At 64.4% G+C, this 23,958-nt stretch carries 25 protein-coding genes; 10 read left to right on the top strand and 15 right to left on the bottom strand.

Annotated elements, in window-relative coordinates; genetic code table 11:
• Positions 1-108: 108 nt before the first annotated feature.
• The 5 genes from leuA to QFZ42_RS10000 all read right to left on the bottom strand — a co-directional run bounded on the left by leuA (position 109) and on the right by QFZ42_RS10000 (position 6,615).
• Positions 109-1,812, bottom strand: coding sequence for a 2-isopropylmalate synthase (leuA, locus tag QFZ42_RS10020; protein ID WP_307700809.1), 1,704 nt, complete (start codon positions 1,810-1,812; stop codon positions 109-111).
• A 183-nt stretch (positions 1,813-1,995) separates the two neighbouring features.
• Entirely contained in the window at positions 1,996-2,820 is an 825-nt protein-coding gene (pssA, locus tag QFZ42_RS10015) for a CDP-diacylglycerol--serine O-phosphatidyltransferase (RefSeq protein WP_307700808.1), read from the bottom strand.
• A 180-nt stretch (positions 2,821-3,000) separates the two neighbouring features.
• The gene (gene ilvC, locus QFZ42_RS10010; RefSeq protein WP_307700807.1) at positions 3,001-4,017 is read right to left on the bottom strand and encodes a ketol-acid reductoisomerase; all 1,017 of its coding nucleotides are present in this window, start codon (positions 4,015-4,017) and stop codon (positions 3,001-3,003) included.
• 189 nt (positions 4,018-4,206) lie between these two features.
• On the bottom strand, positions 4,207-4,698 hold the full coding sequence (ilvN, locus tag QFZ42_RS10005) for an acetolactate synthase small subunit (RefSeq protein ID WP_215247057.1): 492 nt from the start codon (positions 4,696-4,698) through the stop codon (positions 4,207-4,209).
• A 132-nt stretch (positions 4,699-4,830) separates the two neighbouring features.
• Positions 4,831-6,615, bottom strand: a complete 1,785-nt coding sequence (locus QFZ42_RS10000; protein ID WP_307700806.1) for an acetolactate synthase 3 catalytic subunit — start codon at positions 6,613-6,615, stop codon at positions 4,831-4,833.
• A gap of 283 nt (positions 6,616-6,898) precedes the next feature.
• On the opposite strand from QFZ42_RS10000, the gene QFZ42_RS09995 reads away from it, so the two are divergent.
• The 6 genes from QFZ42_RS09995 to QFZ42_RS09970 are packed head-to-tail and all read left to right on the top strand — an operon-like array spanning position 6,899 to position 10,343.
• Positions 6,899-7,465 carry an RNA polymerase sigma factor gene (locus QFZ42_RS09995; RefSeq protein ID WP_307700805.1) on the top strand — a complete coding sequence of 189 codons (567 nt, stop codon included), beginning with the start codon at positions 6,899-6,901 and terminating at the stop codon, positions 7,463-7,465.
• Positions 7,462-7,884, top strand: a complete 423-nt coding sequence (locus QFZ42_RS09990; RefSeq protein WP_307700804.1) for a DUF3619 family protein — start codon at positions 7,462-7,464, stop codon at positions 7,882-7,884. Before QFZ42_RS09995 ends, QFZ42_RS09990 begins: the two co-directional genes overlap by 4 nt.
• A 60-nt stretch (positions 7,885-7,944) precedes the next feature.
• On the top strand, positions 7,945-8,739 hold the full coding sequence (locus QFZ42_RS09985) for a DUF3106 domain-containing protein (RefSeq protein ID WP_307700803.1): 795 nt from the start codon (positions 7,945-7,947) through the stop codon (positions 8,737-8,739).
• 11 nt (positions 8,740-8,750) lie between these two features.
• Positions 8,751-9,317, top strand: a complete 567-nt coding sequence (locus QFZ42_RS09980) for an RDD family protein (protein WP_307700802.1) — start codon at positions 8,751-8,753, stop codon at positions 9,315-9,317.
• On the top strand, positions 9,314-9,721 hold the full coding sequence (locus tag QFZ42_RS09975; protein ID WP_307700801.1) for a diacylglycerol kinase: 408 nt from the start codon (positions 9,314-9,316) through the stop codon (positions 9,719-9,721). The genes QFZ42_RS09980 and QFZ42_RS09975 overlap by 4 nt, the downstream gene beginning before the upstream one ends.
• 31 nt (positions 9,722-9,752) lie before the next feature.
• Positions 9,753-10,343 (top strand): LOG family protein, encoded by a 591-nt coding sequence (locus tag QFZ42_RS09970; protein ID WP_307700800.1) that lies wholly within the window; start codon positions 9,753-9,755, stop codon positions 10,341-10,343.
• Between the two features lie 26 nt (positions 10,344-10,369).
• Here QFZ42_RS09970 and QFZ42_RS09965 read toward each other — a convergent pair whose 3' ends face one another.
• Together QFZ42_RS09965 and QFZ42_RS09960 are read right to left on the bottom strand one after the other, a co-directional pair.
• Positions 10,370-10,708 carry a P-II family nitrogen regulator gene (locus QFZ42_RS09965; protein WP_307700799.1) on the bottom strand — a complete coding sequence of 113 codons (339 nt, stop codon included), beginning with the start codon at positions 10,706-10,708 and terminating at the stop codon, positions 10,370-10,372.
• Positions 10,705-12,408: an NAD+ synthase gene (locus QFZ42_RS09960; protein ID WP_307700798.1), complete on the bottom strand. Its 1,704-nt coding sequence runs from the start codon at positions 12,406-12,408 to the stop codon at positions 10,705-10,707. Before QFZ42_RS09960 ends, QFZ42_RS09965 begins: the two co-directional genes overlap by 4 nt.
• 19 nt (positions 12,409-12,427) lie before the next feature.
• On the opposite strand from QFZ42_RS09960, the gene QFZ42_RS09955 reads away from it, so the two are divergent.
• Both QFZ42_RS09955 and QFZ42_RS09950 read left to right on the top strand, forming a co-directional pair.
• Positions 12,428-13,609 carry a GNAT family N-acetyltransferase gene (locus QFZ42_RS09955; RefSeq protein ID WP_307700797.1) on the top strand — a complete coding sequence of 394 codons (1,182 nt, stop codon included), beginning with the start codon at positions 12,428-12,430 and terminating at the stop codon, positions 13,607-13,609.
• Positions 13,610-13,690: 81 nt separating this feature from the next.
• Positions 13,691-14,443, top strand: coding sequence for a hypothetical protein (locus tag QFZ42_RS09950; protein WP_307700796.1), 753 nt, complete (start codon positions 13,691-13,693; stop codon positions 14,441-14,443).
• 49 nt (positions 14,444-14,492) lie between these two features.
• On the opposite strand, the gene ppa is transcribed toward QFZ42_RS09950, so the two are convergent.
• Complete coding sequence (gene ppa / locus QFZ42_RS09945) at positions 14,493-15,020, bottom strand: inorganic diphosphatase (RefSeq protein ID WP_042576736.1); 528 nt, start codon at positions 15,018-15,020, stop codon at positions 14,493-14,495.
• Positions 15,021-15,274: 254 nt separating this feature from the next.
• On the opposite strand from ppa, the gene QFZ42_RS09940 reads away from it, so the two are divergent.
• Together QFZ42_RS09940 and QFZ42_RS09935 are read left to right on the top strand one after the other, a co-directional pair.
• Positions 15,275-17,485, top strand: coding sequence for a sodium-translocating pyrophosphatase (locus QFZ42_RS09940; RefSeq protein WP_307700795.1), 2,211 nt, complete (start codon positions 15,275-15,277; stop codon positions 17,483-17,485).
• 13 nt (positions 17,486-17,498) lie between these two features.
• Positions 17,499-17,867 carry a nuclear transport factor 2 family protein gene (locus tag QFZ42_RS09935; RefSeq protein WP_307700794.1) on the top strand — a complete coding sequence of 123 codons (369 nt, stop codon included), beginning with the start codon at positions 17,499-17,501 and terminating at the stop codon, positions 17,865-17,867.
• Between the two features lie 92 nt (positions 17,868-17,959).
• On the opposite strand, the gene QFZ42_RS09930 is transcribed toward QFZ42_RS09935, so the two are convergent.
• From QFZ42_RS09930 to QFZ42_RS09900, 7 genes are all read right to left on the bottom strand, one after another.
• Entirely contained in the window at positions 17,960-18,541 is a 582-nt protein-coding gene (locus QFZ42_RS09930; protein WP_307700793.1) for a hypothetical protein, read from the bottom strand.
• A 220-nt stretch (positions 18,542-18,761) separates the two neighbouring features.
• Complete coding sequence (locus QFZ42_RS09925) at positions 18,762-18,992, bottom strand: hypothetical protein (RefSeq protein WP_055800144.1); 231 nt, start codon at positions 18,990-18,992, stop codon at positions 18,762-18,764.
• Positions 18,979-19,338: a hypothetical protein gene (locus QFZ42_RS09920; protein ID WP_307700792.1), complete on the bottom strand. Its 360-nt coding sequence runs from the start codon at positions 19,336-19,338 to the stop codon at positions 18,979-18,981. The genes QFZ42_RS09925 and QFZ42_RS09920 overlap by 14 nt, the downstream gene beginning before the upstream one ends.
• Positions 19,339-19,365: 27 nt before the next feature.
• Positions 19,366-20,289 (bottom strand): DUF6999 family protein, encoded by a 924-nt coding sequence (locus tag QFZ42_RS09915; protein ID WP_307700791.1) that lies wholly within the window; start codon positions 20,287-20,289, stop codon positions 19,366-19,368.
• Positions 20,273-22,216 carry a beta-ketoacyl-ACP synthase III gene (locus QFZ42_RS09910; RefSeq protein ID WP_307700790.1) on the bottom strand — a complete coding sequence of 648 codons (1,944 nt, stop codon included), beginning with the start codon at positions 22,214-22,216 and terminating at the stop codon, positions 20,273-20,275. Before QFZ42_RS09910 ends, QFZ42_RS09915 begins: the two co-directional genes overlap by 17 nt.
• Before the next feature lie 3 nt (positions 22,217-22,219).
• Positions 22,220-23,179: a fatty acid desaturase gene (locus tag QFZ42_RS09905; protein ID WP_307700789.1), complete on the bottom strand. Its 960-nt coding sequence runs from the start codon at positions 23,177-23,179 to the stop codon at positions 22,220-22,222.
• Positions 23,163-23,951: a sterol desaturase family protein gene (locus QFZ42_RS09900; RefSeq protein ID WP_307700788.1), complete on the bottom strand. Its 789-nt coding sequence runs from the start codon at positions 23,949-23,951 to the stop codon at positions 23,163-23,165. The genes QFZ42_RS09905 and QFZ42_RS09900 overlap by 17 nt, the downstream gene beginning before the upstream one ends.
• Between the last annotated feature and the right edge of the window lie 7 nt (positions 23,952-23,958).

Raw genomic sequence — 23,958 nt, 5'->3', positions numbered from 1 at the left:
TTTTATTCAGCCGTCGATCAGGCCGACGCGGGGCCGCTCCCAAGGCGGCCTGCGGCCCCCTTGGGGGGCAGCGACGACACGCAGTGCGAGAGCGTGGGGGTCATGTCTTCAGGCGAGTTCAACCACCGATTGTGCGCTGTGCGCGCCCCGGCCACGCGCGCGCTGCACGCCCGAGACAATGGCCTTGAGCGATGCCGAGACCACGTTCGCGTCGATGCCCACGCCGAACAGCGTCTGGGCTTCGTCCACGCGCAGTTCGAGGTACGCAACCGACTTGGCATCGGCACCGGCGCCGATCGCGTGCTGGTGGTAGTCCATCACGCGCACGGTATGGCCGGTGGCCTTGCTCAGCGCTTGCGTGAAAGCGTCGATCGGCCCGTTGCCTCGGCCTTCGATGGCGCGAATTTCGCCGTCCCATGGCAGGTCGCCGCGCAGCACGACGGAGGCGTTGGCGCCCTCGCCTTCTTCCTCGATGACGCGGTGCTGCAACGAATGCGCGGCTTCGAGGCCGTATTCACGCACGAACAGCTCCCAGAGATCGGCGGCGGTGAGTTCCTTGCCGGCAACGTCCATCACGCGCTGCACGGTTTGCATGAACTCCATCTGCAGGCGGCGCGGCATCTCGAGGCCGTATTCGCTTTCGAGCAGGTAGGCCATGCCGCCCTTGCCGGACTGGCTGTTGACGCGGATCACGGCCTCGTAGCTGCGGCCCACGTCCTTCGGATCGATGGGCAGGTACGGCATGTCCCAGATCTCGCCTTCCTTGCGCGCGGCAAAGGCCTTCTTGATCGCGTCCTGGTGCGAGCCCGAGAACGAGGTGTAGACGAGGTCGCCGACATACGGATGGCGCGGGTGCACGGGGATCTGGTTGCAATGCTCGACGGTTGCGCGGATCTCGTCGATGTTCGAGAAATCGAGCTCGGGCGAAACACCCTGCGTGTAGAGGTTGAGAGCGACGTTCACGAGGTCGAGGTTGCCGGTGCGCTCGCCGTTGCCGAAGAGACAGCCTTCGATGCGCTCGGCGCCCGCCATCAACGCCAGCTCGCCGGCGGCGGTGCCGGTGCCGCGGTCGTTGTGCGGGTGCACGCACAGCACGATGGAATCGCGCCGCGCAAGGTTGCGGTGCATCCATTCGATCATGTCGGCAAAGATGTTCGGCGTGGAATGCTCGACTGTCGTGGGCAGGTTGACGATGCACTTGTGGTCGGGCGTCGGCGCCCAGACTTCGGTCACCGCGTCGACCACGCGCTTGGAGAACACGACATCGGTGCCCGAGAACATTTCGGGCGAGTACTGGAAGGTCCACTGCGTGGCCGGCTGCTTCGCGGCGAAGTCGTTGAACATGCGCGCATGGCTGCTGGCGAGCTCGACGATCTGGTCTTCGTCCATGCCGAGCACCACGCGGCGCATCACCGGAGCCACCGCGTTGTAGAGGTGAACGATGGCGCGCGGCGCACCTTGCAGCGACTCGAAGGTGCGCGCAATGAGGTGGTCGCGCGCCTGCGTCAGCACCTGGATCGTCACGTCGTCGGGAATGCGGTCTTCCTCGATCAGCTTGCGCACGAAGTCGAATTCGATTTGCGAGGCGGAGGGAAAGCCGACTTCGATTTCCTTGAAGCCGATGGCCACGAGCGTCTCGAACATGCGCATCTTGCGCGCGATGTCCATGGGCTCGACCAGCGCCTGGTTGCCATCACGCAGGTCGGTCGACAGCCAGATCGGGGCCTTGGTCAGCACGGCATCGGGCCAGGTGCGGTCCTTGAGGCCGATCGGGGCGAATGCGCGGTATTTGGCTTGAGGTTGCTTGAGCATGTCGATTCTCTGGATGGTTGGTAATCAACCAGCAACCCCAAAAACAAACGGCCCGTTGCTGGTGCGAACGGGCCGTGGTGAGGGATTTGCGCGTGCGCTACCGTCTCCGCCCGTGAGGGAGGACTAGTAGGGCCAGCAGCGAAATCTTGGTCATGAGGGTTTCGAATGTAGCACAAGCCGCGGTCAGCTATGCAAGCCCCGCTCGTCCGGCTCTTCGGTCGAGGTGCTGATCACACTCGCCTGCTGGCCCTTGGCCTTGCGCCACGCGTAGACCACATAGCCGCTCAGGCCGTAGGCCACGAACAGGCCGAACAGGACGGTGGGCGGATGAATGTTGATGACCGCGATGCCGAGCGCAATCAGCACGATCACCACGAAGGGCACGCTCTTCTTCATCTGCACGTCCTTGAAGCTGTAGAACGGCGCATTGGTGACCATCGAAAGCCCGGCATAGAGCGTGAACGCGAAGGTGATCCACGTGATCTGCGTCCACGAGAGGTACAGCACCTCGCCGCCCCGCTTGCCCCATTCGGTCATGAGCCAGATGAAGCCGGCCACCAGCGCGGCCGCAGCCGGCGACGGAAGGCCTTGGAACCAGCGCTTGTCGACCACACCGGTGTTGACGTTGAAGCGCGCGAGCCGCAGCGCCGCACAGGCGCAATACACGAAGGCGGCAATCCAGCCCCAGCGGCCCAGGCCCTTGAGCGACCATTCGTACGCGATGAGCGCGGGCGCAGCGCCGAAAGACACCATGTCGGACAGCGAATCCATCTGCTCGCCGAACGCGCTCTGCGTGTTGGTCATGCGGGCCACTCGGCCGTCGAGGCTGTCGAGAATCATGGCGGCGAACACGCCGAGCGCCGCGAGATCGAAGCGCCCGTTCATGGCCATCACGACCGAATAGAAGCCGCCGAACAGCGCGGCAAGCGTGAACAGGTTCGGCAGGATGTAGATGCCCTTACGGCGCTTGCGCGGCGGCACCTCGTCGGGAACCGTGTCGTCATGCATTGAGTTTGCCTCCGTCCCTCGTGGACACTGCGCGAGCGGCTATCCGCTGGATAACCTCTTGATCTGTGAATCGCATGGGTTCGCAGTGTAGTTCAGGGGCCTGGTTCGGCCCCTCATGAAAAAGGCCACCCAGCGGGTGGCCCTTGGAAATGGGCGCCGCGGCACCCACTCGCTTGCGGATCAGTTGCGGGTCTGATCGACCAGCTTGTTCTTCTTGATCCACGGCATCATCGCGCGCAGCTTTTCACCGACGACTTCGATCTGATGCTCGGCATTCAGGCGGCGGCGGCTGATCAGCGTGGGCTGGTCGGCAGCGGCTTCGAGCACGAAGCTCTTGGCGTATTCGCCGGTCTGGATGTCCTTCAGCACTTGCTTCATGACCTTCTTGGTCTCGTCGGTCACGATGCGCGGGCCCGTGACGTACTCGCCGTATTCGGCGTTGTTCGAGATCGAGTAGTTCATGTTGGCGATGCCGCCTTCATAGATCAGGTCGACGATCAGCTTGAGCTCGTGCAGGCATTCGAAGTACGCCATTTCGGGCGCGTAGCCGGCTTCCACCAGCGTTTCGAAACCGGCCTTGATCAGTTCGACCGTGCCGCCGCACAGAACCGCTTGTTCGCCGAACAGGTCGGTTTCGGTTTCTTCGCGGAAGTTGGTCTCGATGATGCCGGCCTTGCCGCCGCCGTTGGCGGTGGCATAGCTCAGCGCGAGGTCGCGCGCCTTGCCGGTCTTGTCCTGGTGCACGGCCACGAGGTGGGGCACACCGCCACCTTGCGTGTAGGTGCTGCGCACGGTGTGGCCCGGTGCCTTGGGGGCAACCATCCACACATCGAGATCGGCGCGCGGCTGCACGAAACCGTAGTGCACGTTGAAGCCGTGCGCGAAGACCAGCGAAGCGCCTTCCTTGATGTGCGGGGCCACGTCGTTCTTGTAGACGTTGGCGATCTGCTCGTCGGGCAGCAGGATCATGACGACGTCGGCGGCCTTCACCGCGTCGGCCACTTCGGCGACCTGCAGACCGGCCTTGCCGACCTTGTCCCACGAAGCACCACCCTTGCGCAGGCCGACCACGACCTTGACGCCGCTGTCGTTCAGGTTCTGCGCGTGCGCGTGACCCTGCGACCCGTAACCGATGATTGCGACCGTCTTGCCCTTGATGAGGCTGAGGTCAGCGTCCTTGTCGTAGTAAACCTTCATTTGCGTCTCTCCTAAAAAGTCTCGAGTGCCCCGTCGCAGGGCACGATTAACGTCACAGGCCGGAGGGATTCCGAGCCTTCATTCTTGCTGGTCGATGGGCACGAGGTTGTCGCGGATGCAGAACAGCTGCAAGTCTTGCACGACCACGCCTCGTGTTGATTGGATGGATACGGAGGGCGTTTTCACCTCCTATACGCGCAGGATGCGCTCGCCGCGGCCGATGCCGCTGGCACCCGTGCGAACGGTTTCGAGGATGGCGCTGCGGTCGATCGCTTCCAGGAAAGCGTCGTTCTTGCCGTGGTCGCCGGTGAGTTCGATGGTGTAGCTCTTGTCCGTGACGTCGATGATGCGGCCGCGAAAAATCTCGGCCATGCGCATCATTTCCTCGCGCTCCTTGCCCACGGCGCGCACCTTCACCATCATGAGTTCGCGCTCGGTATAGGCGCCTTCGGTCAGGTCGACGACCTTGACCACTTCGATCAGGCGATTCAGGTGCTTGGTGATCTGCTCGATCACCTCGTCGGAGCCGGCGGTGACGATGGTCATGCGCGAGAGGCTCGCGTCTTCGGTCGGCGCGACCGTCAGCGATTCGATGTTGTAGCCGCGGGCCGAGAAGAGGCCCACCACGCGGGAAAGAGCACCCGGCTCGTTTTCCAGCAGCACTGCAATGATGTGTTTCATGTTTGCGCGACTCCTCTTTTCGCCGCCCTCCCCCGTGCACGGTAATGCGCGGGCTTGGCGGGCAATAGATTCGTCAAAGAATTGGACGATAACCCGGTCCTTCGGACACGGGAACTTTTGGCTTCGCTCTGGCTAGAGATCTTCGGAACCCAGCAGCATTTCGGTAATGCCCATGCCGGCCTTGACCATCGGGAACACGTTCTCGGTCGGATCGGTGCGGAAATCCATGAACACTGTGCGGTCCTTGAGCTTGCGTGCTTCGCGCAGCGCGGGCTCCACGTCTTGTGGACGCTCGATCAGCATGCCGACGTGGCCGTAGGCCTCGGCGAGCTTCACGAAATTGGGGAGCGCATCCATGTAGCTGTGGCTGTAGCGGCCGGAGTATTCGATCTCCTGCCACTGGCGCACCATGCCGAGGTAGCGGTTGTTGAGCGAGCAGATCTTGATCGGCGTGTTGTACTGCAGGCAGGTGGAGAGCTCCTGGATGCACATCTGCACAGAGCCTTCGCCCGTGATGCAGAACACTTCCGAATCGGGCTTGGCGAGCTTGATGCCCATGGCGTACGGAATGCCCACGCCCATGGTGCCCAGGCCGCCCGAATTGATCCAGCGGCGCGGCTCGTCGAAGCGGTAGTACTGGGCGGCCCACATCTGGTGCTGGCCGACGTCCGACGTGATGTACGTGTCGGCGTCCTTGGTCATGTTCCAGAGGGTTTCAACCACGTACTGCGGCTTGATGACGTCCTTGTTGTCGCGGTCGTACTTGAGGCAGTCGCGCGAGCGCCAGGCCTCGATGGTCTTCCACCAGTCGGAGAGTGCGCCGGCGTCTGGCTTGGTGCTGCTTTCGCGGATCATCGAGATCAGTTCGGTGAGCACGTCCTTCACGTCGCCGACGATCGGAATGTCGACCTTCACGCGCTTGGAGATGCTCGACGGGTCGATGTCGATATGGATGATCTTGCGTTCGTTCTGCGCGAAGTGCTTCGGGTTGCCGATCACGCGGTCGTCGAAGCGCGCGCCCACGGCCAGCAGCACGTCGCAGTTCTGCATGGCGTTGTTGGCTTCGATGGTGCCGTGCATGCCCAGCATGCCCAGGAACTTGCGGTCGCTCGCCGGATAGGCGCCCAGGCCCATCAGCGTGTTGGTGACCGGGTAGCCGAGCATGTCGACCAGCGTGCGCAGTTCATTGGTGGCGTTGCCCAGCAGCACGCCGCCGCCCGTATAGATGTACGGGCGCCTGGCGGTCAGCAGCAGCTGCAGCGCCTTGCGGATCTGCCCGCCGTGGCCCTTGCGCACCGGGTTGTACGAGCGCATCTCGACCTTGTCGGGATAGCCGGCGTACGGGGTCTTCTTGAAAGAGACGTCCTTGGGCACGTCCACCACCACCGGACCCGGACGGCCGCTGCGTGCGATGTGGAAGGCCTTTTTGATCGTCATCGCCAGATCCTTGGGATCCTTGACGAGGAAGTTGTGCTTCACGATCGGGCGCGTGATGCCGACGGTGTCGCATTCCTGGAAGGCGTCGAGGCCGATCGCGGCGGTGGGTACCTGGCCCGAGATGATCACCATCGGGATCGAGTCCATGTACGCCGTGGCAATACCGGTCACCGCATTCGTCAGGCCCGGGCCCGACGTCACCAGCGCCACGCCAACTTCGCCCGTGGCGCGCGCATAGCCATCGGCCGCGTGGACGGCGGCCTGCTCGTGGCGTACCAGCACGTGCTGGATGGTGTCTTGCTTGTAGAACGCGTCGTAGATGTACAGAACCGCGCCGCCTGGGTAACCCCAGATGTACTGGACGCCTTCGGCCTGCAGTGCCTTGACCAGCACTTCAGCGCCCATGAGTTCTTGCGTTTGATTGCCGGCGCCTGAGGACGCGGCTGCCGCGGAAGCGAGTTCCGCCTTCGAGATTTCCATGATCAACCTTTGGAGTTTTTTCGGGAACGAAAAACCTTGGGTGCCCCTTGCCAGCCCTTGTGGGGCCGCGCCAGGACTTGAGGCCATAGCCATGAGCGGACTGATTTTCCGCCGGACCTTGACCCGTTTGCCTTTTGACTTGCAACTCGGATTATGACACCGATGGGGCGGCTGCCCCGTAAAAACCGTGCCCAAAAGCCAGGGAGGCATAATCCCCAACGAAAAACATCAGCGCTTCACAGACATCCGTTCCCCATGCGGTGCCTGCGGCGCCCCCTCTCGCTTGGCCACTGAACAAGAACTTTCCGACTTTCTGAAGAGCGTCGAACGACGCGCTTTCAAACGCTCGGTCTACCACGTGCGGGACGAGGAAGCGGCACTCGACATCGTGCAGGACAGCATGATGAAGCTGGCTCAGCATTACGGCGACAAGCCGACGGCTGAACTGCCGATGCTGTTCCAACGCATTCTGTCGAATTGCACCCTCGACTGGTTCCGCCGGCAGAAAACCCGACGCGCCCTGTTTTCGAACCTGGGCGACTTCGAAGCCGCCGGCGACGACGGAGATTTCGATCTTCTGGAGAACTTCGTCTCTCCAACCGACTCCAGAGAAACGGAGAGCGCCGAAGACACGACCCGCCGCGCCCAGGTGTTCCACGAGATCGAAGAACAGATCGCAGCTTTGCCGGGCCGTCAACGCGAGGCTTTCCTGATGCGTTACTGGGAAGAAATGGATGTGGCGGAGACGGCCGCTGCAATGGGCTGCTCCGAAGGCAGCGTCAAAACCCATTGTTCGCGAGCCGTGCACGCCTTGAGCAAGGCGCTAAAGGCCAAGGGAATTTCGCTATGAGCACTAAGGTTCCAACCTCTTCTTTCGCTGCCGAAGATCAATTCGGCCAGCGTGTGGCTGCGCGGCTGTCCGCCGGCAACCAGGAGCTGCCGCATGACATCGGCGAGCGGCTGCGCGTGGCGCGGGCGCAAGCTGTTGCGATGCGCAAGCAGGCCCCCCAGTTGCGTACGGCATCGGCCGTCATGCAGTCCGGCAACGTGGCCGCGATGGGTGGCGGCTGGTGGACCCGCATCGGTTCGGTGGTGCCTCTGATCGCGCTGGTTGCCGGCCTGATCACCATCAGCGTCATGCAGGACGAAGACCGCGCGAGCGAACTTGCGGAGGTCGATTCCGCCCTGCTGACCGGCGACCTGCCTCCAGCGGCCTACACCGACCCCGGGTTCGCCCAGTTTCTCAAATCGGACGGCGCGTCCGACTGAGTCTCGCCGAACGAACGAATGCGACCCCTTTCCGTTTCCAGCACCGCCACGCCCCGCCCGATGCGCCCGCAAACGTCGGGCGCACTCATTTGGGCGGGTGCACTCGCCGCGGCGGTTTTCGGACTGACGCAGGCGGGAGCCCACGCTCAATCGCGCTCCGAGCCGCTCAGGTCTGCTGCCGATACCGCGCAAGCTGCACCGGCCTCCGTCTCGCCCTCTTCCTCTTCCGCCTCGAAGGCGGTGTCGGCCACCAAGCCGTACTGGAGCGAGCTCACCGCCGAGCAGCAACAGGCGCTGCAGCCGCTCGCGGCACATTGGCACACGCTGAACACAGGGCACAAGCGCAAATGGCTCGCACTGTCGCGCAATTACGCGAACATGTCGGCCGATGACCAGACCACCCTGCACAGCCGCATGATCGAATGGGCCGCGCTGAGCAACCAGCAGCGGGCCCAGGCGCGCCTCAACTTCGCCGAAGTGAAGCGCGTGCCTGCGGATGAGCGCAAGGCCAAATGGGAGCAGTACCAGGCACTGAGCGAAGAAGAAAAACGCCGGCTTGCGGAGCGCGCCCCCGCTAAACCGCGCGGCGCCGCCGTTCCGGTGCGCCCGGTTCCCGCTCAAAAACTGGTCACGGTTCCGGCCGTGACTCCGGCCGGGCAACACACGCCGCGCATTCTTCTCGCGCCGCCTGCCTCGGCGGCAGCACCGGCCGCGGCACCCGCGGCCATCATGGTGGCGTCGCCCCCCGAACGGATTCCGGGCAGCGTGTCCGGCCCTTCGCCCGCTTCCGGTGGGTCTTCTCCCACGGTTCCGCCCGAAGCGCAGGTGCCGACGCCTTCGCCCACGCCCCCCTGAACAAGATTTCGATGGCTTCACCGTCCCCCGAAGTTTCGGAATCGAATTCCCCTTCCTCCCCCGCAGACTCTTCGACCAGCGCTCCTCTTTCAATAGTCCCCGGCCTGTGGCGGCGAATGGCCTGTTGGCTCTATGAAGGCATGCTGCTGTTTGCCGTGGTGTTCGTTGCGGGCTGGCTGTTCAGCACGCTCGGCCAGATGCGGGACGCCATGGATTCCCGCCGCCACCTGCTCCAGGCGTTCTTGTTCGTGGTGTTCGGCGTCTATTTCGTGTGGTTCTGGGCCCGAGGACAGACGCTGGCCATGAAAACCTGGAACATCCGCATCGTCGACCTGCACGGCCGACCCATCAGCCAACGCCGCGCCCTCGTACGCTACCTGCTGAGCTGGGTCTGGTTTCTGCCGCCTTTGGCCGCCATTGCTCCTTTCAAGCTGTCGGGCGGAGAATCGACGGTGCTGATCTTCGGATGGGTCGCCGTCTGGGTCTTGCTGGCGCGCTTCCACCCCGAGCGCCAGTTCTGGCACGACGCCTGGGCCGGTACGCGGCTCATCACTTCCAAGCCAATGAGCCGCCGATGAGTGCCTTGCCCAAGCTTCCCGATCCCGCCGTGAACCCGCAAAAGGCCCGCAAGGGCTTCGAGCGCGTGTGGCATGCCACCCTCATTTCCCTGCACGGCCTACGCGCGGGCTGGAGCGAGCCCGCCTTCCGCCAGGAAGCTGTCATGGCCATCGTCATGATCCCAGCCGCGTTCTGGCTTGGCCGCAGCTGGGTCGAAGTGGCGCTGCTCGCCGGCAGCGCCGTTCTGGTGATGATCGTCGAACTGCTCAACACCGCGGTCGAAGCCGCCATCGACCGCATCGGCCCCGAATGGCACGATCTTTCCAAGCGCGCCAAGGACATGGGCAGCGCCGCCGTGCTGCTGTCACTCGCCCTGTGCGGCGGCATCTGGCTGGCGGCGTTGTGGCAGCGCTTCGCGTCATGAAGACGCCCGCCGCACGAGGCATGATGGCGGCATGAATCCTGAATTTTCGATCTGTGTGTATTGCGGCTCGCGCCCCGGCGAGCGGGTTGAGTTTTCCAAGGCCGCGCAAGCCGTCGGGCAGTGGATCGGCGAACATCGCGGCCAGCTGGTCTACGGCGGCGGACGCACCGGGCTGATGGGCACCGTGGCCGAGGCCACCCGCAACGCCGGCGGCCGGGTCGTCGGCATCATCCCCAAGGCATTGGTCGACCGGGAACTGGCCAATCCGCTTTGCGACGAACTCCACGTGGTCGACACCATGCACGAGCGCAAGGCCATGATGGGCGAGCGCGCCGACGCCTTCATCGCCCTTCCGGGCGGCATCGGCACCTTCGAGGAACTGTTCGAGATCTGGACCTGGCGCCAGCTCGGCTACCACGACAAACCGACCGGCATTCTGAACACGGCCGGCTACTACGACGGCCTGCTGGGCTTTCTGGCGCACAGCGTGCGGGAGGGTTTCATGGGCGAATGGCAGATGGAACTCATCCGTACGGGCTCCAATCCCACCGAGTTGCTCACGGCATTGCGTGCCGAAGTGCCCCTGCACCCCCGCGGCGACCGCCTGGCTGAAAACCTCTAGGCTCGGCCAGGCCGGGAGTGCGCCGTTTAGACGGCGTTTTCGTTCTCTTCGCCGGTGCGGATGCGCACGATGCGCTCGACTTCCGTGACGAAGATCTTTCCGTCGCCGATCTTGCCGGTACGCGCCGAACTGACGATGGCCTCGATGCAGCGCTCCACATCGCCTTCGTTGACGACCACTTCGACCTTCATCTTCGGCAGGAAGTCGACGACGTATTCGGCACCACGATAGAGCTCCGTGTGCCCTTTCTGGCGGCCGAAACCCTTGACTTCGGTCACGGTCAGGCCGGTAACACCCACTTCGGCCAAGGCCTCGCGCACGTCCTCGAGCTTGAAGGGTTTGACGATGGCGGTGATCTGCTTCATGGTTTTTGCGCTCCGGCGGTTTCGTTGAATTTGCTGGTGATAGGGTAACGCCAATCTTTGCCGAAGCTGCGATGGGTGACCCGAATGCCCACCGGCGCCTGGCGCCGTTTGTATTCATTGATCTTGATGAGCCGTGCAACCCGCTCGACCACCGCGCGTTCGTACCCCGCCGCGATGATCTCGTCGATGCCCTCGTCGTCCTGCATGTAGCGTGCCAGGATGCCGTCGAGGATGTCGTAAGGCGGCAGGCTGTCCTGGTCGGTCTGGTCGGGCCGCAATTCGGCGCTCGGTGGGCGCGTGATGATCCGGTCGGGAATCGGCGAGGCGCCCGTTCCATACGGGTCGTGGGCATTGCGCCAGCGGGCCAGCGCAAACACGGTGGTCTTCAGCAGGTCCTTGATGACCGCGAACCCGCCCGCCATGTCGCCATACAGCGTGCAGTACCCCGTGGCCATTTCGCTCTTGTTGCCTGTGGTGAGCACGATCGAGCCGAACTTGTTCGACAGCGCCATCAGGAGCGTGCCGCGGATGCGGGCCTGGATGTTCTCTTCTGCCGTGTCCTCGGGCAGCCCTTTGAACTCCTCGGCCAGCGCACCCTTGAACGATTCGAAGGTGTGCTTGATCGAGATTTCGTCATAGCGCACACCCAGGCGAGTGGCCATCTCGCGCGCGTCGATCCAGCTGATGTCAGCGGTGTAAGGCGAAGGCATCATGACCGCGCGCACCTTGTCCTTGCCGAGTGCGTCGACCGCAATCGCCAGCACCAAGGCAGAGTCGATGCCGCCCGAGAGCCCCAGGATGGCTCCCGGAAAACCGTTCTTTCCGATGTAGTCCCGCACGCCCAATACCAGTGCGTCCCACAACTGGGCTTCGGCGTCGCGCGGCGGTGCAATGGATTGCGTTGCGGCGACGAAGCCGATACCTGTGCCGCCCTGCGGCGGCCGCTCCAGTTGCATGAAAACCAGGCTCTCCTTGAAACTCTCGGCCTGCATGGCCAGGGCGCCGTCGGGCTGCAGTGCGAAGGACGCACCGTCGAAGACCACTTCGTCCTGTCCGCCGACCAGATGCGCGTAGACCAGCGGCAGGCCCACGGCGAGCGCGCGGTCGGCCATGCGCGCCACGCGCTCGCCTTCCTTGCCGACGTGGTACGGCGAGGCGTTGATGACGGCCAGCACCTCGGCGCCGGCCGCGCGGGCCAGTTCGGCCGGCTCGTCGAACCAGGTGTCTTCGCAGATCAGCACACCCACCGAGACACCGCCGGCTTCGAACACGCAGGTGCCCTGCCCCGGCGTGAAGTAGCGGCGCTCGTCGAACACCTGGTAGTTCGGCAGTTCGCGCTTGGCGTAAGTTTCGAGGATGCGGCCTTCCTTGATCACGCTCGCGGCGTTGTAGCGCATCTGCACCGCCACCGAGCGGCTGCGCAGGCTCCCGCCCGTCGGATGCCCCACCACCACGACCATGTCTTTGAGACCGGCCAGCGCGGCGGCAATGCCTTTCACGGCATCATCGCAGGCTTCGGTAAACGCGGGACGCAGGAAAAGATCCTCCGCCGCATAGCCGGCAATCGAGAGTTCGGGCGTCAAGAGAAGACGCGCACCCTTTGCATAGGCTTCATGCGCGGCATCGACGATTTTTTTCGCGTTGCCGGCGAGGTCGCCCACCACAAAATTGAGTTGCGCGATGGCGAGCTTGAGCGTCATACAAAAGGAAGAAAAAGGCTTGAACGATTATGTCATTCGGGTGCTGGCGTCGCTGTCGGACCTGAGCCCGAAAGCATGGAACGCGCTGCTCTCCGCCGAGGCCGAGCCGTCGCCTTTCATGCGCTACGAGTACCTTTCGGCGCTGCACGACAGCGGCAGCGCCTCGCCCGAGAGCGGGTGGACGCCGCAGTTCCTCACGCTGTGGCGCGGCGACGAGTTGCGGGCCGCCTGCCCGGTCTACATCAAGACCCACTCCTATGGCGAATACGTCTTCGACTGGGCGTGGGCCAATGCCTACGAGCAGCACGGGCTCGCCTACTATCCGAAGGCGGTGGTGGCGGTGCCGTTCACGCCGGTGCCGGGCGCACGTCTGCTGGCCCGCGATGCGCACAGCCGCACGCTGCTGGTGCAGGCATTGGTAGCGTGGTGCAAGACGCAAGAACTTTCGTCATTGCATTTGCTGTTCGGCGCCGATGCCGACATTGCCGCCTGCACCGAAGCGGGCCTCATGCTGCGCAACACAGTGCAGTTTCACTGGACGAATGCAGCCCCGGCCGGGCTTGAGGGTGCCGAGCCTTATTCGGACTTCGAATCCTTCCTTGCCAGCCTTTCCCACGACAAGCGCAAGAAGATTCGCCAGGAGCGCCGCAAGGTGGCCGATGCCGGCGTCACCTTTCGCTGGTCGCGCGGCACCGATATCGCGCCATCGGATTGGGATTTTTTCTACCGCTGCTACGCACGCACCTATCGCGAACACGGCAATCCGCCCTATCTTTCGCACGACTTCTTCCAGCGCATGGCCGACACCATGCCCGAAGCCTGGCTGCTTTTCGTCGCCGAGCGCGAGGGCAAGCCCATTGCCACGAGCCTGATCGCGCTGTCCACGCATGACGACGGCGCGCTGGTTGCCTATGGCCGCTACTGGGGCGCCATCGAACGCGTCGACTGCCTGCACTTCGAAGCCTGCTACTACCAGCCGCTGGCCTGGTGCATTGCGCAAGGCGCCAGGCGCTTCGAGGGCGGCGCGCAGGGCGAGCACAAGATGGCGCGCGCGCTGATGCCGGTCAAGACCACCAGCGCCCACTGGCTGGCGCATCCCGCGTTCGCCGACGCGGTCGAGCGATTTCTCGAGCGCGAGGGCGAAGGCATCGAGAACTACATGGACCACCTGGGCGAACGCAGCCCGTTCAAGGCCGAGTGAGAAGGAGTGGATCGCGGCCGGTTTGCCGCAATCCGGGGGCTGCTATAAACGCGCCCAACATCCAACAACAGAAAGAAACCGATGCCATTCGTCGGACTGGGGCTGCACATTCTCATTGCGCTGTTTTTCGCGGTGCATGCCATGCGCCATGGCAAGCAGATGTACTGGCTGATCATCCTGTTCAGCTTTCCGCTCCTCGGCAGCGTCGTGTACTTTCTGGTCGAGTACCTGCCCGCCTCGCGCATGCAGCGCACCGCAGGCAAGGTGGCCACGGCCGCCATCGGTTTTCTCGATCCCGAGCGCGAGTACCGCGCGGCCACCGAGGCTTACGAGCTCGCACCCACGGCCCAGAACAAGCTTCGCCTCGCCAAGGCGGCCCTGGACAAGGGCCAGGCTGCGGACGCGGTCGGGCACTACCGGGACGCGTTGAAAGGTCCGCTCGCATCCGATCCGGAACTGCAATTCGGCTTGGCGAGCGCCTTGCTCGCCGCCGGCGGTGCGGCCTCGGGCCGCGAAGCGCTGCAAGCGCTCGAGGCCCTGCGCGCCACGCGCGGCGACTACCGAAGGGACGAGGTTGCGGTGCTCACCGCGCGTGCACTCGCCGCCGACGGGCGCCAGGCGGAAGCACGCGAGGCTTTCGAGGCTGCGCTGAGCCAGTACAACACGGTCGAGGCCCGGGCCCGCTACATCGCCTGGCTGGCGGGGCAAGGCGATGCCGCCGCCGTGCAGCGCCAATGGAGCGAACTCCAGCAGGCCGCGCGCCACTGGAACTCGCACGCGCGCTCCGTCAATCGCGAGTGGATGCGGCTGGCCGGCGACGCAGCACAGAGCTGACGCCCGCTGCCCGGTCCCGCCCATCGGGCAGTTCAGGCAGAAAGACTTTTTACTTCTTGTAGGCGGCAATGCCGTCGACAACTTCCTTCTTGGCCGCGTCGATGCCTTCCCAACCGAGCACCTTGACCCACTTGCCGGCTTCCAGGTCCTTGTAGTGCTCGAAGAAGTGGCTGATGGCCTTCAGGCGCATCGGATTCACGTCGTCGACCGACTTCCAGTGGCTGTAGATCGGCAGCACCTTGTCGGTGGGCACGGCCAGGACCTTGCCGTCCACGCCGGCTTCGTCTTCCATCATCAGGATGCCGAGCGGCCGGCACGGCACCACGACGCCGGGCAGCAGCGGATACGGCGCAATCACCAGCACGTCGACCGGGTCGCCGTCGCCCGACAGCGTCTGCGGCACGTAGCCGTAGTTGGCCGGGTAGTACATCGCGGTCGTCATGAAGCGGTCGACGAAGATCGCGCCCGATTCCTTGTCGACTTCGTACTTGATCGGGTCGGCGTTCATCGGGATTTCGATCACGACGTTGAAGGCGTCGGGAACGTTCTTGCCGGGGGAGACTTTGTCGAAGGACATGACGTTTTACGAGTAGTTGAAAAGTATGAGGAGAGATCGGGACAAACCCGGAGTTTACTTTCCGTGTCACGGACCGGTCGCACACGTTCCTGTTTTTGCCTGTAAATTGCACCCGTTGGCCAATCGGCTCCGCACCTTGGTGCGCGAGCTTCGAGGAAGCAACGCGACGGAAAACCTGGGTCCCGTACGCGTTGCGCGCAGGACCCATGCTGTCCGTCTCCACAAGTCACAACGAACGAATGGAGAAGCAAAGCATGATCGGCAACACCCCCCTGATACTCGCCATCGTCTGCGGCCTCGTGGCCGTGGGCTACGGTTTCTGGGCCCGAAGTTGGATTCTCGCCAAGGACCCCGGCAACGCCCGAATGCAGGAGATCGCGGCGGCCATCCAGGCCGGCGCCTCGGCCTACCTCGCCAAGCAGTACACCACCATCGCGGTGGTCGGCGTGGTCCTGGCCATTCTCATCGGCATCTTTCTCGACGTGACCACGGCCGTCGGCTTCGTGGTGGGCGCGGTGCTTTCGGGTGCCTGCGGCTTCATCGGCATGAACGTGTCGGTACGAGCCAACGTGCGCACTGCGCAGGCGGCCACCCAAGGCATCGGCCCGGCGCTCGATGTCGCGTTTCGCGGCGGCGCCATCACCGGCATGCTGGTCGTGGGTCTGGGCCTGCTGGGCGTCTCGGTCTTCTACTGGTTCCTGGCGGGCAATGGCAACCTCACGCCGGACCGCAGCCTTTCGGCCATCCTAAACCCGCTGATCGGCTTCGCCTTCGGCTCCTCGCTGATCTCCATCTTCGCGCGGCTCGGCGGCGGCATCTTCACCAAGGGCGCGGACGTGGGCGCCGACCTGGTGGGCAAGGTCGAGGCCGGCATTCCGGAAGACGACCCCCGCAACCCGGCCGTGATTGCGGACAACGTGGGCGACAACGTCGGTGACTGCGCCGGCATGGCGGCCGACCTGTTCGAAACCTACGCCGTCACGCTCATCGCCACCATGGTGCTGGGCGCGCTGATGGTCACGGCGGCACCCGTCAACGCGGTGCTTTATCCGCTGGCCCTGGGCGGTGTGTCGATCATTGCCTCGATCATCGGCTGCTTCTTCGTCAAGGCCTCGCCGGGCATGGTGAACGTGATGCCGGCGCTCTACAAGGGCCTGGCGGTGGCGGGCATCCTGTCGCTGATCGCATTCTGGTTCGTCACGGCCTGGCTGATTCCCGACAACGCCATTGCCGCGAGCGGCAGCCAGCTGAAGCTGTTCGGCGCCTGCTTCGTGGGCTTGGCGCTGACGGCCGCGCTGGTGTGGGTCACCGAGTACTACACCGGCACGCAATACAAGCCGGTGCAGCACATCGCGCAGGCCTCGACCACGGGCCACGGCACCAACATCATCGCGGGCCTTGGCGTGTCGATGCGTTCGACGGCCTGGCCGGTGATCTTCGTCTGCATCGCCATCATGGCTTCGTACTCGCTCGCCGGCCTGTTCGGCATTGCCGTGGCCGCAACGGCCATGCTCAGCATGGCGGGCATCGTGGTGGCGCTCGACGCCTACGGCCCCATTACCGACAACGCCGGTGGCATTGCCGAGATGAGCGAGTTGCCCGACAGTGTGCGCGCCATCACCGATCCGCTCGACGCCGTCGGCAACACCACCAAGGCCGTGACCAAGGGCTACGCCATCGGCTCGGCCGGCCTCGCCTCGCTGGTGCTTTTTGCCGACTACACCCACAAGCTGGAGAGCTTCGGGCTGAACATCAGCTTCAACCTGAGCGACCCGATGGTGATCGTCGGCCTCTTCATCGGCGGCCTGATCCCCTACCTGTTCGGTGCCATGGCGATGGAAGCCGTGGGCCGTGCAGCCGGTGCGGTGGTCGAGGAAGTGCGCAGGCAGTTCCGCGAGATCCCCGGCATCATGGAAGGCACCGGCAAGCCCGAGTACGGCAAGGCCGTGAGCATGCTGACCGGCGCGGCCATCAAGGAAATGATGATTCCGTCGCTGCTGCCCGTGGTGGTGCCGATCCTGGTCGGCCTCGTGCTCGGACCGAAGGCACTGGGCGGCCTGCTGATGGGCACCATCGTCACGGGCCTGTTCGTCGCCATCTCGATGTGCACGGGCGGCGGCGCGTGGGACAACGCCAAGAAGTACATCGAGGACGGCCACCACGGCGGCAAGGGCTCCGAAGCGCACAAGGCCGCCGTCACCGGCGACACCGTGGGCGACCCCTACAAGGACACGGCCGGCCCGGCGGTGAACCCGCTGATCAAGATCATCAACATCGTGGCGCTGCTGATCGTGCCGCTGGTGGTCAAGTTCCATGCCGGCGATGCGGCTGCGGCTGTGCCGCACAAGGTCGAGGCCCCGGCGGCCGTGACTGCGCCGGCTGCTCCTTCGGCCCCTGCTGCCTCTGTTGCCCCGGCCGCCCCCGCTACGCCGCCGGCAGCGGTCGCCTCAGGCGCTGTGAAATGAAAGTCAAGACCTGATGCCCTCCGCGGAAAGACTCGAAGCCTTCATTGCCGCCGTGGAAAGCGGCGCGCATGCCAAGGCCATCGAAAACTACTACACCGAAGACGCGACCATGCGGGAGAACCAGGCCGAGCCCCGGCGCGGCCGGGGCACGCTGGTTGCCCACGAGCAGGCGGTGCTCGAGCGTACGGCCTCCGTCGTTTCGACCTGCGTGCGCCCCGTGCTCGTGAACGGCGACCACGTGGTGATCCGCTGGGTCTTCGATTTCCGCTTCAAGGGCGGCAAGACCATGCGCATGGAAGAGCTCGCCTGGCAGCGCTGGGAGGGCGACCGCATCGCCGAGGAAGAGTTTTTCTACGACCCGGCGCAAGCCAAACCGGCCTGATGGCCTGCCGACGGGCCCGGTAGGCGCCCGGTGGAGCTTCGCACGAGCGCCCTCGCCCTTCGCCGCCCGAAGCTCCGGGCTGCCGCCCCTCTTCAGTAGAAGCTGGCCCGGTGGGTGGGGGGGTTGCCGGCCACCCGCTGCTCGGGGCGCATCCCCAGGTCATGCAGGGTATCGAAGTCCGAGGGAGCGTCTGGAACGCGCATCACGGCCTCGAGTTCGTTCAACGAGGCAACCCACAGGCCTGCAGCCGACTCGGTCGGCTCGTCGTTGGCGAAAGTACCGTCGCGGATATAGAGGGTCTCGTTGTCGGGGCGTTCGGCGTGCAATTCGATCAGCCGCGCAATCGAAAAATTGTAGGTGACCAGTTTCTCGCGCGTGTTGCGGTCCTTGCCGCCGCAATTGAACGAGCCTTCTGCGGCGATCACGATGCAGGAGCCCTCCACGCCGTCGTCGACGTGGCTTCCGGTGCGCCAGATGGCATTCGGAAGCCGCACGCGCACCTTGTCGATCACCAGGTCCCGCTGCTTGTTGAGGCTGCCAAGCGGCGGAACCAGCGACCGCAGCTGCCGCAGCCGCTCGGCAAAGATGTTGTCCATGAAGAATTCGACATGGTGCGTCGCGCTGCCCGAAGAGCGCTTGACCACCTGCATGACCACATGACGCGACTTATTCATTGCAGGTCCTTCCGCACATCGCCCAGCGTTGGGCGCCTTGCCTATACAAAATCATTTGTCGTCGACTACAAATTAGAACTTTTTATTGAATGCAATGAGTTGCATCAATTGTGTCCAACTGTATATCGATTGCGGCAAATGTGGAAGGAAATTTGCAATGCGAATGCTCGGGCATGTCGCAAAAGCGTCGTCCGGCCCTGCTGGCCAGACGAGGCGGAATTCACTCGAGGGACTCGTCCAGCGCCTTGCACGACGGCGCGCAAACGGTTTGCGACTTGCCAAGCACCTGCCGGGTACGCAACTGCGACCGTACACGATGCTTTCCGCACATGAAGCACGACATGGTCGCCCCGCTGAACGACGCCGAGGCGCGAAACGGGGACCCTGGTGTTTTCGACTTGTAACGCAAGCCATCGGCCACGACGGCAGTCTTTACCTCAGCTTTGGCCATCGGCTTTGTCCTTTTTCGGTTCGGTATTTCGCATGGCGCGTGCAATGACGTCTCTGGCGCGGACTTCGGCTGCAAGCGCCGCGTCCAGCGCCGAGCGGCACAGGCCGGCGTGTTGATAGTTCAGATTTTCGTACACCTCGGCCGCGGCCGGGTAGGCATCGAGCAAATGGCCCAGGTCGGCGCCCGGTTCAATGTCGCTGAATTCGTGCACGAGATGCTCGACCACGGAGCGGTATTGTTCCGCACCGACGGGAACGGTGCTGTGCTCGAGCCGTTCCAGCAGTTGAGCCAGTACGTGGGTCGCCGCCAGATCGGCCTTGGGAGACGGATTTTGGGTCGTGTTCATGGGTTGGATGTGGGGACAGCATACGCTTTATGCAAGTGCCTCCTCCCGCGCGGGGGTTGCATCGGGGGTCGCGTCAGGTGTCACCTCATGCGCGGCTTGCATGCGCCGGAGCAGGCTGTGCAGCATTTCCGTCGACAGCCCGTGAATGACCAGCCGGTGCCCCGCCCGCAAGGTCGAAAGCGGAACCAGCGGATGCTTGTTGTTCACCAGAATCAGGTGCTCGGGAGCTCCCAGCACGGTGGCGGCGTAGATGCCGATGGTTTCGTCGAGTTGCAAGGAGTTGGCCGCCCGCCAAAAGTCGTTATCGGTCAACATCAGCTGATAAAGAGGCGTAAAAAGTTCGATCGCACTTTGCAGGTCAAGGAAGTTGAGCTTGCCTTGCGGCATGTCCGAAAGCCGCAAACCGGGGTCCCTGATCATCGAAAAATCGACTTTCGGTGCCTTGCCCAGCACCAGCCCCTGGTCTCGCAGCGCCTGATTCAGGCGGATCACGAAATTGAACAGGTTCAGGTCGTGCTTCAGGAAGGTCTCGTCCTTGAGCGCATCGATATCGGCCGGCTCCAGCGGCGAGGTCCTCACCGGCGCGGGCGAATTGCGGCCGATGAAGCTCAGCACCTGGGAGCCCAGATGAAAGTGCCGCAGGATCAGCCAGTTGGCCTCCGGCGACACGAAGCGCTTCAGCCCCCAGGCGAGCAGGCGGTGCAGCAGCTTCGAATGCGACCAGTTGCGCGGCACGAACACCTTGACCACCTGAATGAGGATGATCGTGAGCCGCGCCACCGGCCGCAGGAACGGCAGCAGGTACTGGCGCGAGCCCGAGCTCGAGTCGGTCAGCCATGCCGCCTTGACTTCGTCGGGCAGCGGCGTGCTTTGGTCGAGGTAGAGCGCGAGCCAGGGGCTGGGGTCGCGCTCGTCGTGGCTCTGCGCGAGAAAATCAGGCAATCCGCTCATGTGACATACGCTCCGTGATGTGCTGAAACTGCATCAGGTACAGCGCGGCCGTATGGCGCGCCGTGTCGATGATCTGCCGGGCTGCCCGGCTCTGCCCTTTACCGTCCTTACCCGCCTCCACGGCCATCACCATCTCGACCGCGGCGAGCCAGCGGTTCAGGTGGTTTTCGTCGTTGTGGCCGTGGTACTCGAGAAAGCGGAACGCGTCGGGCGGCAGCTTCAGGCCGGCCTTGATCAGCGGCAGCAGTGCCGGCACGATGCGCTGGCCCGTGCCTTCGATGATGTAGATCGCACCCAGCAAGCCGATGGGGTCTGGCGTGGCGGCCAGGCCGTGCAGGTAGGCGTTGAGCGCCTCCCCGCCTGGGTTGCGGCGCAGGTCGCCGATTGCGGCCACCGTGCCGCCGGCCTTCTTGTAGTCGCTGAAGAGAATGTTGAAGTCGTCCTGCTCCTCGCCCGCGTGCACGTCGATCAGCGCCGCCAATGTCTTGTACGGCCCGGTCAGCGAAGCGGCGCCTTCGCGCATCCAGCGGCTGCCTTCGCGCACCTGCGGAACCCACTGTTCCATCCAGTTGAGGTAGTCGGGCAGCGCGAAGCGGCGTTCGCGGATCTGGCGGATCAGCGGCGTGCGCCAGACGTTCGAGCGGTAGTCGTGCCAGATGCCGGCCAGTTCGGTCAGCAGTGCGCCCAGGCCTTCGGACGCCGCGGCCGGATCGTGCGGCGGCGCAATTGCAATCTCGTCGTCGGGCGCCGTTTCGGGCGCGATGCGCGGCCCGGCCACCGTTTGGACGGGCGCATCGGCGGCTTCGACTTCCAGCAGCATGTAGGCGGCCATGAAGCGCCCCGATTCCGGCACGTAGCAGAAGATCTGCTCACCGGGCTTGAGCGCCTTGGTGTGCAGGAACTCCGACAGCATGACCAGGATCGACGCCGCACCGGTGTTGCCGCGCCAGGCCAGGTTGCTCCACCACCGCTCGCGCGGAATCGCGAGGTCGGCCTTGGTCATCAGGTCTTCGACCACCGGAATGAATTTTTCCGACGAGTAGTGGCACAGGAAGTGGTCGACCCGCTTCGGATCGACCCATCCATCGCGCACCAGCGTCGCGTATTCGTGGATGCCGATGTCGAACAGGTGCGGCAGCAGGCGGATGTCCTGCCGCAGCGACAAGGCGCCGGCCGCTTCCGCCTCGGCCCAGGAGCCGAAATCGAGATGGCCGCGTGCGCGGTCTTCGGTCAGGCCCAGCTGCATGCACACCGGGTAGTCGCCCGAGAACGCGCGCTGGTGCACCCATTTGAGCCTCAGGCGCAGCCCCGGGTTGCCGGCCAGCCCGGGCGTGCCGTCGGACAGCAGCAGCGCGCCCGCGCCGTCGGAAAGCATCCAGCGCAGAAAGTGCGAGTCGAAGTCGGTTTCGTAGCCGCGCGCCGCGAAGCGCGAGCGCTTGAAAAGCCGCGACGGCATTTCGCTCGCCACGGCAAGCGCGCTGCGGTGCGCGCCCAACTCGATGCCTTGCGCGGCCGACTGGATCGCCGATACGCCCGCGGCGCAGATGCCGTGCACAGACAACGTTTCCATCGGCGCCGCAGCCAGTTCGCCCTGGATCATGTTGGCAAAGCCCGGCATCAGCGTGTCGCCGCCCGATGAGCCGCTGGCCAGCAGCGAGACGCGCGACAGCTCTGCCCCGCCGCGCTGCAGGCAATCGCGGATTGCGCCGGCCGCCAACTGCGCGTTGGTTTCACGGGTCACGCCCTCCTCGTCGATCGCGTAGTGCCGCGTGAGGATGCCGTTCTCCGCCAGGATGCGCCGCTTGATGCGCTCCGACATGCGGTTGAGCGGCGCGATGTAGGCATCCATGCGCTCGTTGGGGATGGGCTCGCCGGGCATGTAGTAGCCGGCGCTCTCGATGTAGACGCGTTGAAATGGAACAGGCATGGTTCAGTGGGTTGGAGATTCGGGCGGCACACAAGGCATAAGTGACATCAGCGAACGGCTGCGAAAGCGCGGCCACAGCGCTCCGAGCACGAACACGCGAACCATGTAGGGCAGCAGCCCGCCCTCGTTGAGTGCGGGATCGACCTGCGCGCGGTATTGCGTGCGGTGCAATTGCGTGAGTTCGGACCAATGGGCATGCGGGTTCTCGTGATGTGCGGTGTGCAGGCCGATGTTGAACAGCAAAGGGTTCACCAGCCCTTCGAAATTGCGCGCGTAGTTCAGGCGGGTACCCGCGGTATCGCGCCGCGCCTCCACATCCGGCGCTTGCCTGCGTCCGTCGGCATGCGCGTGTTGCAGGTAGTTGGTTGCGAGCAGCCAGTGCAGCCCGTGCAGTTGCGGCACGATGACGAACAGCAGCGCCTTGCGCCAGTCGATCAGCAGCAGCGCGCTCCAGCTGCCGAGCCACAGCGCGTACTGCGCCATGCAATAGCGCCAAGGCCCAGGCCGGTGCCTGCGAAGCCGCCCGAGCCAACCGAAGAACACCGGCACGAGCACCCATATGGCCTGGAACGGATGCAGCAGGTAGCCCCGCAGATGGTTGGTGTCGCCGCCGAAGCGGTAGGTGCGCGCCACATCCCGGGGCCCATGCCGGTGGCGGTGGTGATTGGCCACGTGCGCGGGCCAGAAGACGAAGGTCGGGTGTCCCTGCAGCAGCGTGATCCAGAAATCGGTGACCCGGTTCATGCGCCGGCCGCGCCACATGCGCAGGTGCACGTGGTTGTGGTGGATCACGCCCACGCCGAGCGTGAGAAACAGCATCGGCGCATAGAGCCGCACGTCGAACCCATGCATCCACTGCCAGGCCGCCAGCGCCGGAAGCGCGGCCAGATAGGCGAGGCTCTGCCAATCGCGCCAATGGCGCAGCCGTGTCGGCAGGCGCGGCGCGTCAGGCCGGCGTGCCATGCTGCTGCTGTCGCTGCTGCTTTTCGCGGAAGGCCTGGAATTGCGGCTCGGCCGCGTCTGCCGCTATGCGCGTGCCGAACAACCGGTCCATGAAAGTGAACTGGAAGCCGTAGTTGCCGCTGTGGCAGGCATGGTGCAAATGGTGCCGACGGCTGGCGGCAAACCAGTGGCTGTACGAAGCGCCGGGAAAGAAGTCGTAGTTCGAATGGCCGACGCTGTTGAAGAAAATGCTGAACAGCGGCACCGCCGCGAGCGACCAGAAACTGAAGTCGTGCAGCAGCATCGGCAGCAAGATCACGTTGCCGAGCATCGCTGCTTCGATCGGGTGAAAGCTGTAGGTGGCCCAGGGCGTGGTCACGACAGAGCGGTGATGCGGCCCGTGAAAGCGCCGCAACCATCGCGTGTGCAGCGCGCGATGGTTGAGCCAGAAGTGCACGTCGTTCCAGACCGCGAGCGCCACGATTTCGACCGCGATCTGGCGCCAGCCGGCATCCGCGTCGAGCCGCGCCCACCCCAGCTGAAGCAAACCCCAAGGGAACACCATACCGAGCCCGAACACGAGCACCGAAACGCCCGATTGCGTCAGTTCACGGCGCAGTTGCCCCGGCTGCAGCGGACGCGGATCGAGCACCCGGCCGATCCCGAGTGCCGGCAGCACGCGCCGGGTCAGAAGCCAATTGAGAGCGCCGAACCCCAGGTAGATGGAACCGAAAAACGCCAGCCCCCACAACATCACCTGGAGGGCGGACAAAGATGTAAAAGTTTGCGCCATCCCCCGA

Origin of the sequence: Variovorax paradoxus (assembly GCF_030815855.1) — a bacterium.
Lineage (GTDB): Bacteria > Pseudomonadota > Gammaproteobacteria > Burkholderiales > Burkholderiaceae_C > Variovorax > Variovorax paradoxus_M.
The sequence above is the reverse complement of the archived record's forward strand: the minus strand, read 5'-3'. Positions and strand labels throughout refer to the sequence as shown.